The sequence below is a fragment of the Stenotrophomonas sp. 86156_Sma genome (genome assembly GCF_056481625.1).
In genome coordinates, this window is sequence record NZ_CM151157.1 from 3,100,218 (window position 1) to 3,112,617 (window position 12,400).

A 12,400-nucleotide genomic window follows, 5' to 3' on the forward strand; every position below is an offset into this window, starting at 1 on the left:
CGGTTACACTCGCACGCTGCCTGCCGGTGTGGCGGAATGGTATACGCAGCTGACTCAAAATCAGCCGGGGGTGACCCCATGAAGGTTCGAGTCCTTTCACCGGCACCACTGCATCAAAGGCCAGGTCACCGACCTGGCCTTTTGCATTTTCAGGGCCCGGGCGCCGACACTGGCGACGATGCCAACGCCCGCCCTGCCCACGCTCCCTGCCACCCTGTCCGCACGGCTGCGTCCACTGCACGTGGATGATGCTGCCGCCTGGGCCCGCTATCTCTCGCTGCCGGGCGTGACCGAGCACACCAGCTGGGGCGACGTTTCCGAAAGAGCACTGCGCTGCCAGATCGCCGGTTACCTGCCCACGGCAACGGACCAGCGCTGGGCGCTGGTGGGCGCCGACAGCCAGCTGATCGGCACCGTTGGCCTGAACGGAATCGACCTGTCGCATGGCCGCGGCGAACTTGCCTATGATCTCGATCCGCGCTGGCAGGGTCAGGGACTGGCCACGCACGCAGCGCGCGCGGTGCTCGAATGGGGCCATGCCGCACTCGCTCTGGTCCGAATCCAGGCGACTGTCCTGGACAGCAACGCCCGCTCGATCGCCGTGCTGGAACGCCTCGGCATGCAGCGCGAAGGCCTGCTGCGCGCTTACCGGCGGGTTCGAGGACAGCCCCGTGACTTCTGGATGTACGCCCGCGTCGAAGGCTCCGCGTCACCATGCTGAAACACAACTGCGACTTCCGGCAAGCTTCGAAATAGACGCAGCGCACACTTTTCTTGCAAGCCACACGTGCTTCTGCCTATCGTGATCCCAGCCGGAGCTGGGGGCGGGGGAATGCATGACGTTGCGTGCGGCACTGTTTTTTCTGGTCACGCACGCGCTCGTCATTGCCTTTGTTGGCCCGCAGGACCCGGTCGGCTCCTACCTGATGCTGATCACCGCCCCGTTGCTGGCTGCACTGGCCTGCGTGCGGCGTGCACGTGACAGCCGCCAGGCGGCCTGCAAATGGCGGACGCTGGGCGCTGCCGTGGGCCTGTTCTCGCTGGCCCTGCTCGCCCTGCTGTACCGCAATGTGGCCGGCCTCGATCCTGCGCAGATGACCGTGTCTTCGCTGATCCTGTACGTGTTCTACCGCATCCCCCTGACCTACGTAGCCGCCAGCCCGGGCGGCGGCAACCGCTGCATCCGCGCGGTGGACCTGCTGATCATCGCACTGCTGTGGCTGCTGCACTTCGGGCACACGCGGGCGATGGCGCATTTCAACGCCGCATTGTGGACGCAGTGCCTGAACGCCATGAGCAACCTACAGAACAGCCTGGTGTTCTGCTTCGCGCTGATCCGCTTCCTGGCCGAGGACAATCCCGACCGCCGCGATTTTTTCCGGACACTTGCGATCTACGCGCTGGGCTACTTCCTGCTGGCGTTCTACATCAACACCTGCCAGCCGCAGCTGCCTGACGGCAACTGGGGGGACCTGCTGATCAGCGGACTGTTCGTGGTGCTGGCCGTCATGGCCGCCAGCAAGCGCCGCTATCCGGCGGTGGATGTATCGCGCAGCCTGCGCCGCATCGTCGACGCCGGCGTGCCGTTGATGCTGCCCTTGCTGCTGATGATGGTGGCGCTGCTGGTCGCGCGCCTGCAGCCCACCCTGGCCACGGTGGGCTTCATTGGTGCCATGCTCGGTTATGCCCTGCGCAGCGTGCTGAGCCAGGTGGAGATCCAGCGCCAGCGCGATGAGCTGGAAACGCTGGCGCGGCGCGATCCGCTGACTGGGCTGGGCAACCGCCGCAGCTTCGACGAATCTCTTGGCAATGCCCGTGGCCGCGCACGCCGCCAGGGACTCGGGCTGGCGGTACTGATGATCGACATCGACCACTTCAAACGGCTCAATGACACCTATGGCCATCCGGAGGGCGATCGTCGCCTGCAGTCGGTCGCCGCCATTCTTGATGGCTGCCTGCAGCGAGGTGACGATCTGCTGGCGCGCTATGGCGGCGAAGAGTTCATCGCCGCCCTGCCCTCGCCCGATGCCGCCCACGCACTTGGCCTGGGCGAACGGCTGCGCGCTTCGGTCGAAGCCGCAGCCCTGCCCGCCCCCGAGGCCACCGTCACCATCAGCATCGGCGTGGCCTGGCAGGCACCCGGCGAAGACCGCGATCCGCGCGACCTGGTCGAACGCGCCGACCAGGCCCTGTATCGCGCCAAACATGCCGGTCGCAACTGCGTACGCGGCGACACCGATAGCAAGGAAAACCCGTCCGGTCGCCGCGCCTAGACCGCGTGCAGCCCCGCTGTTCGGTGCCGGTGCCCGGCCCCGCCCTGCACGCGGAAACTGGCCACGGTCTGCAGCAGCTGCGCCGACTGCTCTTCCATGCTGCGCGCCGCCGCCGACGCCTCCTCGACCAGGGCCGCGTTCTGCTGGGTGCCCTGATCGATCAGGTCGACCGCATGATTCATCTGCTGGATATCGTCGCTCTGCTGCTGCGAGGCCGTGCTGATTTCAGTCATCAGGTCACTGACCCGGCGCACGTTGGTCACGATTTCATCCATGGTACGGCCCGCGCTCTCAACCTGCGCCGTGCCGGCGCCCACATTGGCAACCGACTCATCGATCAGGTGCTTGATCTCCTTGGCTGCGCTGGCCGAACGCTGCGACAGCTCGCGGATCTCAGTGGCAACCACGGCAAAGCCGCGGCCATGTTCACCGGCACGCGCAGCCTCCACCGCTGCGTTCAGCGCGAGAATGTTGGTCTGGAAGGCGATGCCGTCGATCACTCCGATGATGTCGACGATGCGCCGCGACGAGGCATTGATCACCGCCATCGTCTCGACCACCTCATGCACCACAGTGCCGCCTCGTGCGGCGACGTCGGCCGCTCCGCCGGCCAGCTGGCTGGCCTGGCGCGCGTTGGTGGCCGTGCGCTGCACGGTCTCGGCCAGGCCTTTCATCGACACAGCGGTTTCCTCCAGCGAGGCCGCCTGCTGCTCGGTACGCTGCGAGAGGTCGCTGTTGCCCTGTGCGATTTCGGTCGCGCCGACTGCGATGGTGTCCGCGGCGAACTTGATCTGGCCGATGATCGCGGCCATCGCCTCGACCAGCGAATTCACGCCTTCGCACAGTTCGGCGATCGACCCGTTCTTGTCGGCGGTGGCCACGCGCTGGGTCAGATCGCCCTGCTTGGCGGCAGCCACCACCTCGCGGGTCTGCGCCACGGCGCGCTGCATGGCCTGGTTCTCGTGCACCTGCGCGGTGATGTCGGTGGCGTACTTGACGACCTTGAACGGCTTGCCATTGAGGTCCAGGATCGGGTTGTAGGATGCCTGGATCCAGACCTCGCGCCCGCCCTTGCCCAGGCGCCGATACTGGCCGGCGTCATATTCGCCGCGCCCGAGCTTCTCCCAGAACTGGCGATACTCGACGCTGCTGCGATGCTCAGGCTCGACAAACAACGAATGGTGCTGCCCGCGCACTTCGTCCAGGCTGTAGCCGGTAGCGGCCAGGAAATTGTCATTGGCCGACAGGATGCGGCCATCCATGCTGAACTCGATCACCGCCTGCGATTTGGCGATCGCGGCCAGTTGCCCCGCCGAGTCGGCCGCCTGCAGCTTCTGCGCGGTGATGTCGGTCGCGAACTTGACCACCTTGTACGGCCGCCCCTGGCGGTCCAGCACCGGGTTGTACGAAGCCTGGATCCAGATCTCGCGCAGACCTTTGCCGAAGCGGCGGTACTGTCCGGCGTCATATTCGCCACGCCCCAGGCGCACCCAGAAGTCGCGGTATTCCGCGCTGCGCGCCTGCTCGGGGTCGACGAACAGGGAGTGATGCTTGCCCTGGATCTCCTCCAGCCGGTAACCCATCGCCTGCAGGAAATTGTCATTGGCCCGCAGGATGGTGCCGTCGAGCGCGAACTCGATGACGGCCTGCACGCGATGCAGCGCGGCCACCTGCGCTTCCAGCTCGGCGCGGTCGGTCATCGCCGCCTCTGTGCTGGTGCGTTGCTGCGGCGCCAGCACGCCAAGCAGCGCACGCCACGGCGACCAACGGGTATGCAGCTCGGCCGGCGCCTGCGCGCCTGCCGTGAAGCCTGGAATGAGCATTGTCTGATCCTCGGTGTCCGGTAAGCGGTTGTGACCCGACGGGCGGGATGCCCGGCGGCAACATCAGTTGCCAGGGACTACAGGTGCCAACGGGCACCTCTCGAGCGACTGCCAAGAACGTCTGCTGCGGGTGCGATCGGCATCTGGAAGCGGCGGAACACACTGCGCGGACCGCCCGTCGGGGGCAGCCTGGGGTCCTGCGGCGGGTGACTGGAGCGGGATCCAGAGGGAGTATCGGCGACGCCGTCGGCCGCTTTAGCGGGATTCCGCGACGTCCGTCGCAACTCTGTGCATTGCAGCCGGAATGCGGTAGACGATTGCCGTGTACTTCACGCCCTGCTCACGTGCCACAGCCTGCCCACCAAGGGACTCAGCCAATGCACGGCTGGACCGGTTCCGTTCCGCCACCGGGTAGCGGAACGCAGCACAGCGAAGGCGCCCGGAGGCCGCCGACCACACCGCCGCCACTGCCTCGCGGCCATAGCCGTGCCCATGCATCACTTCTGCGATCCAGATGCCCAGTTCGGGTTCTGCTTCACGGGCTCGATGCAGGCCTGCCAGGCCAAGGAATACCCCATCCCCGCGCCTGCGGATCACCAACGTGATGTCGGTCCCGTCGGCGATGGTAAGCAGCCACGTCCGCCAGACGGCAGCAAACGCCTCCTTCGAGGGTGGCGGCTCAAACGCCATATAGCGGGTCAGCCCGGGTGTGATTGCCACAAATGCCTCGTCGGCGTCACCGGGCGTGAATGGCCGGAGGTGCAGCCGCGGACTGTCGATGGTCCAGTCGTCCAATGTCATCTTCTGCATCGCCTGGGCATTGCGTGCAGCATCGCTCAGCAGAAGGATGCAGCTCAAGGCAGAAAGGTTTACATGACCAATGCGGGATTCCCCAGCAGGAGAAAATGACCAGCATGAAGGTCCCGCAGGATGCTTATCGACATGGAGATCGCATGTTCCCTCGCTTTGCCAGCCTTCTCTTCCTGGCCCTGTGCAGCAGCAGCGCGCTGGCCAACGACGCCGCCTATCGACCCGCCTTCCACCCCGACCAGCTGAAGGGACCACCCGCAGGACGCCCGAACGAAGTGCTGGTGCTGGGCAGCCCGCACCTGTCCAGCCTGCCGGAGACCTTCACGCCGGCGATGCTGGAACCTCTGCTGCAGCGCCTGGAAGCCTGGCGGCCCACCGCGATCGCGGTGGAGAACCTGTCCGGCCTGCAGTGTGACTTCATGCGCCGCAATCCGGCCCGATACGCGGAGAGCGTAGCGGACTACTGCGTCGATCCGGCACCGGCGCAGGCCGCCACCGGCCTGGACGTGCCCAGCGCCAACGTGGAGATGGAACGCCTGCTTGCGGATTGGCCGAAGGCGCCAACCGCTGCCCAGCGGCGCCGATTGGCCGCCGTGTTCCTGGCCGCGGGCGAAAGCAGCTCGGCAGTCGTCCAATGGCTGCGGCTGCCCAGGGAAGAGCGACGTGCTTCGGACAGCCTGACACCGGAACTGGTGCAGTTCCTCGACACGCGCATGGCCCGCCGCAACGAGGCCGGACTGGTGGCCGGCGTACTTGCGGCACGCCTGGGGCTGGAGCGCCTGTGGTCGGTCGACGACCACACTGCAGATTCGCCAACACCGGAATCGCAGCAGAAGGCCTACGCTGCCGCCATACGCGGTGCCTGGGACAATTCCTTCGTCAAAGCGCGCAGGGCGGCCGATGAACGACTGGAGGCCAATCTTGCTCAACCGGATGGATTGCTCGCAATGTATCGCGCCTACAACACGCCCGAGGCCGCGATGGTGGCCTTCAACAGCGATTTCGGCGCGACCCTCGTCGAGCCCTCGCCGGAAGGCTTCGGCCGCAACTACGTGGGCTACTGGGAAACCCGCAACCTGCGCATGGTCGCCAACATGCGCGACATCCTGGGCCAGCATCCAGGCACCCGCATGCTGACGATCGTCGGTGCCTCGCACAAGGGCTACTACGAGGCTTACCTCGATCTGATGCACGACGTGCAGCTGGTCAGTTCGGATGAAGTACTGCGCTGACGCAACATGACGTGGAGGATGCGGTGACCATCCACCGCATCACTCCACCGCGTTCCTGCCCGTCCGCCACAGCACGATGCTGGCGGCACCGATACAGGACAGCGTGAACACCAGCAGGGCGACCGCGCCGCCCTGCAGTACCGGCAGCAGGGCCTGCGCGTGAAGGTCGCCGCGCAGCTGTTCCGCACGCAGGCAGGCGGCCAGCGCGAGGCACCAGCCAACCATCGCCGGGGCGTAGGCCCGCATCGCAACCGGGTTCCAGACCTTCATGGGATCACCTGCATGAGTGGATGTGCGCGCAGTATTCGCGCACGCCCTCTCACAGGCTGAGATCAGCCTTCGGCGGCTTCGGAATCATCGCCGGGCAGCTCACTGGCCTCGCCCTGCACCTGTACGTTGTTGCGACCCATTGCCTTGGCCCGGTAACACTGGGCATCAGCCGCTGCCACGGCCTGGTCCACGCTCATCCCACCCGCCAATGGCGCGATACCGATGCTGGCACCCACATGCAGCCGGTCCTGGTCCCACGGAATCGACAGGGAGGCCAGCGTGTGCAGCAGTTCACCACCGATACGGGCCGCACGACGTGGCGTACAACCGGACAGGATCACCGCGAATTCGTCCCCCCCCAGCCGCGCCACCACGTCCGAATCGCGCACGCCATGGCGCAGCACGCTGGCCACCGCCCATAGCACGGCATCGCCGGCCAGATGGCCCCAGGTATCGTTGACCGGCTTGAAGCGGTCCAGATCGATGTACATCAGCGAGGCTGCCTGGCCGGTGCGCTCGACGCGGGTGATCGCCTGCTGCAGGTGCACCTCGAAGCCGCGGCGGTTGCTCAGCTCGGTCAACGGATCGATCTCGGCCAGGTGCCGGGCTTCGCGCTGGCGCGCGCGCTGCTGGGTGTCGTCGCGCAGCACCCAGACTGCACCGCGCACATGGCCTTCATCATCGCGCAGCCAGGCGCGGGTCAGGTCCACCGGTACCGTTGCCGTGCCCAGCCGCAGCAGCAGGTCGGCGTGCAGGTCCACCGCATTGCTCTCCGGGTCCAGCAGCACTGACACATCCAATACCGAACCGGGCGCGTACTCGGTGGTCAACGCCAGCACGTCCTGCACCTTGTGTCCGGCCAGCGACAACGCGCCATCCCCGGCCAGGGTACGCACGGCGGCCGCGTTGGCGTAGTCGATGCGGCCATCAAGGCTGACGCTGAGCACCAGGTCAGCCACCGCATCAAGCGTGATACGGCTGCGCTGCTCGCTCTCGAACAGGCGCTGCTCGCTGCTGCGCTGGGCGCTGATGTCCTGGATCTGCGACACGAAATGCAGCGGTTCACCGTGCTCGGTGCGCACCAGCGACACCGACAGCCGCGCCCAGATCACCTTGCCGTCTCGATCGAGATAGCGCTTTTCCAGGTGGTAGTGGCTGCGCCGCCCGGCCAGCAGATCCTGCACCAGGGCCAGGTCGGTCTGCAGGTCATCGGGGTGGGTCAGGCGCTGGAAATCAACCTGCAGCAGTTCTTCGCGGGGGTAGCCCAGGATCCGGCACAGTGCGTCATTGACGTCCAGCCAGCGTCCTTCCAGCGACACCAGCGCCATGCCCAGCGCCGCCGACGTGAACGCACCGGCGAATTTCTCTGCCGACAGGCGTGCTTCGGCGCGCGCCTGCAGGATCTCGGTGATGTCGATGGCCATGCCGACATAGCCGATGCGCGCGCCTTCGGCGCCATCCATGCGGCTGATCGACAGGCGCACCTGCCGTGGCTGGCCGTCCTTGCGCAGCAACATCCACTGCCGCGAATAGGTCTGTCCGTCGGCGCGTGCACTGAGCGCTTCGAACACGTCAGGAAGATTGCCATGGACATCGGCCAGCGGTCGCATCCATGCCTTCAGCTCATCCGGATCGTGGAAGGCATCGAGCCGCCGTTGGCCGACCACCTCCGCCGCGCTGTAGCCCAGCAGACGCTCCGCCCCCGTGTTGAACAAGGTGATGGTGCCATCGGTATCGGTGGCGATCACCGCTACCTCGTCGGACGCATCGACCACGGCCTGCAGGCGTTGCCGGGTCTCGGCCGCGTCCTGCCTCGCCTGCTGCAGCTCGGTGACATCGGCATGCGCGCCGGCCATCCACAACGGCTTGCCCTGCCTGTCCCACTCGAAGACCCGCCCGCGGTCCTGGATCCAGATCCACTGGCCGTTCTTGTGGCGCATGCGCAGCAGGCAGGCGTAGTTGTCGCTGCGTCCTTCGAAATGCTCATCCAGCGCCGCATCGGACAGCGCGATGTCATCGGGATGCACCAGCTTCAGGAACGTCTTCTGGCAGATCGGTTCCAGCTCTTCCAGGCGGTAACCGACAATCTCGGCCCAGCGCGCATTGACCCGCATCTCGCCGGTCTGCACGTTCCACTCCCAGGTTCCCGCAGCGGTACCGTCGATGATCATCGCCAAGCGGCGACGCTCTTCCGCCAACTCCTGCAGGCGGCGCTCCAGCAGTCCATTGCCGTGGGTGCCCTGGCCCGGCATCAATCCGGTCCCCTGCCGGCACGGGCAGGCGCCGGCCGCAGCGGAGCGCTGCGGCCTGCAACGAAGACGGCGGGTCGTGCTGGCGTCATGGCCCTCCCCAGCGACAGCGGGGAGGCCAAACGCCCCCCTCAGGCGCAAGTGTGCGCAATCACGGGGAAAACCGACAAGTCCCCCGCCACGAATCAAGCGTGACGGGAGGCACGATCCTCAGCTGCGCTTGGCGCGGGCGAAGGCCTCGGCCAGGGCGTTGTTGGCCGGGGGCGCGGACTGAGCGGGACGGCCGCCATTGCCCTGGCCCCGGTTTGGCCCGCGGTTCTGGCCGCCTGCGTCGCGGCGCGGCCCCTGCCCCTGGCCGCGCTCATCACGCTGGCCCGGGCGGCTGGTGGCCTGCCCGTGGGTGTCGTCCAGGCGCCGGGTCAGGGCGATGCGCTTGCGCGCCACGTCCACCTCCAGCACTTTGACCTTGACGATATCGCCGGCCTTGACGACGTCGCGCGGGTCCTTCACGAAGGTATCGGAGAGCGCCGAGATGTGGATCAGGCCATCCTGGTGCACGCCGATATCGACGAAGGCGCCGAAGGCGGCCACGTTGCTGACCACACCTTCCAGCACCATGCCCTCGCGCAGGTCCTTGATGTCCTCGACGCCCTCGGCGAAGCGCGCGGCCTTGAACTCCGGACGCGGGTCACGGCCCGGCTTTTCCAGTTCCTTCAGGATGTCGCGCACGGTCGGCACGCCGAAGGTGTCGTCGGTGAACTGTTCTGCCTTCAGGCCGCGCAGGAAGCTGCCATCACCGATCAGCGCCTTGATCGGGCGCGCGGTGCTGGCCACGATGCGCTCGACCACCGGGTAGGCTTCCGGGTGCACCGCCGAGGCGTCCAGCGGCTGGTCACCATCGGCGATACGCAGGAAGCCGGCGCACTGCTCGAAGGTCTTCTCGCCCAGGCGCGCGACCTTCAGCAGGTCCTTGCGGCGCTTGAACGGGCCATTGTCGTCACGATGGCGCACGATGTTCTCGGCCACCGTGGACGACAGGCCGGACACGCGCGACAGCAGCGCGGCCGAGGCAGTGTTCACGTACACGCCCACGGCATTCACGCAGTCCTCGACCCGCGCATCCAGTGCCCGCGCCAGGCGGTACTGGTCCACGTCGTGCTGGTACTGGCCGACACCGATCGCCTTGGGTTCGATCTTGACCAGTTCGGCCAGCGGATCCTGCAGGCGGCGCGCGATGGACACCGCGCCACGCAGCGACACGTCCAGCCCCGGGAATTCCTTGGCCGCGAACTCGGACGCCGAGTACACCGACGCACCCGCCTCGCTGACCACTACCTTCTGCAGCTTCGGGTTCGCGGCCGCCTTGATCGCTTCGCCGGCCAGCTTGTCGGTTTCGCGGCTGGCGGTGCCGTTGCCGATCGCGATCAGTTCCACGTTGTGCTTGGCGCACAGCTGCTTGATCGTCTGCAGCGACTGCTCCCACTGGCGGCGCGGCTCGTGCGGGTAGATGGTGTCGGTGGCGACCAGCTTGCCGGTGGCATCGACCACGGCAATCTTGCAGCCGGTGCGGATGCCCGGGTCCAGCCCGAGTACAGTCTTCGGGCCCGCCGGCGCGGCCAGCAGCAGGTCCTTCAGGTTGTCGCCGAACACCGCGATGGCTTCGGCCTCGGCCTTTTCGCGAGCCTGGTTGAACAGGTCCAGCAGCAGATGGGTGTGCAGCTTGGCACGCCAGGTCAGGCGGCAGGCATCCAGCAGCCAGCGGTCGGCGGCGCGGCCCTGATCGGCGATGCCGGCCTTGCGCGCCACGCGTCCTTCGGCGTACTGGTGGCCGGCCTCGGCCTCGTTGCCCGGGTCCAGCTCCAGGAACAGGATCTCCTCGCGGCGCGCACGGAACAGCGCCAGCAAGCGGTGCGAGGGAATCTTCGCCAGTGCCTCGGCGTGTTCGAAATAGTCACGGTACTTGGCGCCTTCGGTTTCCTTGCCCTCGGCCACGCGCGCGCGGATCACGCCGGTCTCGCCCAGCCAGGTCCGCAGCTCACCGACCAGCGCGGCATCTTCGCCCCAGCGCTCCATCAGGATCGCGCGTGCACCTTCCAGCGCGGCCTTGGTGTCGGCCACGCCCTTGTCGGTGTCGACGAAACCGGCGGCAAAGACCTGCGGGTCCTGCGTCGGGTCGGCCAGCAGGCCATCGGCCAGCGGCTCCAGACCGGCCTCGCGGGCGATCTGGGCGCGGGTACGGCGCTTGGGCTTGTACGGCAGGTACAGGTCTTCCAGCCGGCTCTTGGTATCGGCTGCCAGGATGTCGTTGCGCAGTTCGTCGCTGAGCTTGCCCTGCTCGCCGATGCTGGCCAGCACCGCCGCGCGGCGGTCTTCCAGTTCGCGCAGGTAGGTCAGGCGCACTTCCAGGTTGCGCAGCTGGGTGTCGTCCAGGCCCCCGGTCACTTCCTTGCGGTAGCGCGCGATGAACGGAACGCTGGCGCCCTCGTCGAGCAGGCCGACGGCGGCACGTACCTGGGCGGACTGGGCACCGATCTCGTCGGCGATGGTCTGGGCGATCTGCTGGGCGAGCGCGCTCTGGGCGTTCTTGGCGTCGTGCATTGCTTCAGGTCTGTGCCGCGTTACGGGAAGACCCCATTCTGGCAATCCACGACGGAGCCGGACAAGGCATTGACAGGGGGCGAGGTTCAGCGGTGAGGCCGGAGTGGACGCCGGCATCCTGGCGAAAAGAGGGCTCGGACTGGCCCTGGGCTGGGATGCCGGCGCGGGCGCGCGATGGTGGGCGCGCCCTGCCGCGTGTTGCGGAGGTCAGCGGTAGTGGCGGGCGGCGCGCTGCATGACGATCTCGTCACGCATGCCTTCCAGGGCCATCAGGCGGACCTTGCCGACACCCTGCAGTTCCATGAACCGCTCCGTGTAGAACTCCGGCCCCAGCGCGGTGTCGGCGCGGGATTTGCTGAAGCCGTAGGGCACCACGCCCTTCTCGCCATCCTTGCTACCACCGACATAAAGAACGATTGCCATGTGATGTATTCCTCCAAATTGCTACTGCGTACTGCACTCGATGAGCGATGCTGCGAGCTCATCGAGGGAGAGCTTACCGCGTCGAACCTGACTGGAACGTCACGAAGGCTAATGACGATCGGTTGCATGCAGATGACTGCGGGATCGCAGCAGAATGCTTACGGATCTTTAACTTCCGGCTAACGAATCGGGGGTTTCCAGCCAACGGCGCAGCCCCTCGTGGGTGGTTTGGGATGATCGCGGAAAGCCGGTTTCCTGTGGGCTGCCCGGGTGGGTGGGGCTGGCGGGGACGCCGTGAACCCGTCCCTGGGGGCTTAGCCGCGGCATCCATGCCGCGGATACCCCGCCAGCCCCACCCACCCGGCCGTTGACAGATTTCTGCTGCGTCTACTACCCACGGAGAAGAAAAAAGAAGATCAAAAGCAAAAGCAGCCTGGCTGGCCGCTTTTTGTAGAGCCGAGCCCACGCTCGGCTGCTTTCAGACCAGTCCGCGAAGCCGACCGCAGGCTCGGCTCGCGAGCAAGCGCAGCGCGCGACCCGCTTCTGCTGTTCTTTTTCTTCTCCGTGGCTGGACGCGCACGGAAACTGTCAGAGGCCGGGTGGGGTGGGTTCGCGGGACCGTTGGCGCCATGGATGGCGCCATCGAGCCCCCAGGGACGGGTTTACGGCGTGTCCCGCGAACCCACCCCGCCCGGCCCAATCACATGAAACGTATTCCGCGA

General features: G+C 66.8%; 9 protein-coding genes and 1 tRNA gene. 4 read left to right on the forward strand and 6 right to left on the reverse strand.

What is annotated here, in order from left to right:
* Positions 1–22 precede the first annotated feature (22 nt).
* The 3 genes from ACZK33_RS14370 to ACZK33_RS14380 all read left to right on the forward strand — a co-directional run bounded on the left by ACZK33_RS14370 (position 23) and on the right by ACZK33_RS14380 (position 2,273).
* Positions 23–108: transfer RNA gene (locus ACZK33_RS14370), tRNA-Leu, on the forward strand.
* Positions 109–178: 70 nt separating this feature from the next.
* Positions 179–721 carry a GNAT family N-acetyltransferase gene (locus tag ACZK33_RS14375; RefSeq protein WP_423175156.1) on the forward strand — a complete coding sequence of 181 codons (543 nt, stop codon included), beginning with the start codon at positions 179–181 and terminating at the stop codon, positions 719–721.
* 115 nt (positions 722–836) lie between these two features.
* Positions 837–2,273, forward strand: a complete 1,437-nt coding sequence (locus ACZK33_RS14380; RefSeq protein WP_423175155.1) for a GGDEF domain-containing protein — start codon at positions 837–839, stop codon at positions 2,271–2,273.
* Here the strand turns inward: ACZK33_RS14380 and ACZK33_RS14385 are convergent.
* Together ACZK33_RS14385 and ACZK33_RS14390 are read right to left on the reverse strand one after the other, a co-directional pair.
* Positions 2,270–4,096 (reverse strand): methyl-accepting chemotaxis protein, encoded by a 1,827-nt coding sequence (locus tag ACZK33_RS14385; RefSeq protein ID WP_423175154.1) that lies wholly within the window; start codon positions 4,094–4,096, stop codon positions 2,270–2,272. The two genes, ACZK33_RS14380 and ACZK33_RS14385, sit on opposite strands and share 4 nt — an antisense overlap.
* Positions 4,097–4,351: 255 nt before the next feature.
* Positions 4,352–4,954, reverse strand: a complete 603-nt coding sequence (locus ACZK33_RS14390) for a GNAT family N-acetyltransferase (protein ID WP_239669684.1) — start codon at positions 4,952–4,954, stop codon at positions 4,352–4,354.
* Between the two features lie 95 nt (positions 4,955–5,049).
* Here ACZK33_RS14390 and ACZK33_RS14395 point away from each other — a divergent pair, with 95 nt between their 5' ends.
* Positions 5,050–6,138, forward strand: a complete 1,089-nt coding sequence (locus ACZK33_RS14395) for a DUF5694 domain-containing protein (protein WP_032129389.1) — start codon at positions 5,050–5,052, stop codon at positions 6,136–6,138.
* A gap of 39 nt (positions 6,139–6,177) precedes the next feature.
* On the opposite strand, the gene ACZK33_RS14400 is transcribed toward ACZK33_RS14395, so the two are convergent.
* The 4 genes from ACZK33_RS14400 to ACZK33_RS14415 all read right to left on the reverse strand — a co-directional run bounded on the left by ACZK33_RS14400 (position 6,178) and on the right by ACZK33_RS14415 (position 11,678).
* Positions 6,178–6,408 carry a hypothetical protein gene (locus ACZK33_RS14400; protein WP_049400551.1) on the reverse strand — a complete coding sequence of 77 codons (231 nt, stop codon included), beginning with the start codon at positions 6,406–6,408 and terminating at the stop codon, positions 6,178–6,180.
* A gap of 62 nt (positions 6,409–6,470) precedes the next feature.
* Complete coding sequence (locus ACZK33_RS14405) at positions 6,471–8,660, reverse strand: PAS domain-containing protein (protein ID WP_423175153.1); 2,190 nt, start codon at positions 8,658–8,660, stop codon at positions 6,471–6,473.
* Between the two features lie 207 nt (positions 8,661–8,867).
* On the reverse strand, positions 8,868–11,255 hold the full coding sequence (locus tag ACZK33_RS14410) for a Tex family protein (RefSeq protein ID WP_423175152.1): 2,388 nt from the start codon (positions 11,253–11,255) through the stop codon (positions 8,868–8,870).
* Between the two features lie 207 nt (positions 11,256–11,462).
* Complete coding sequence (locus tag ACZK33_RS14415) at positions 11,463–11,678, reverse strand: hypothetical protein (protein ID WP_005410085.1); 216 nt, start codon at positions 11,676–11,678, stop codon at positions 11,463–11,465.
* Between the last annotated feature and the right edge of the window lie 722 nt (positions 11,679–12,400).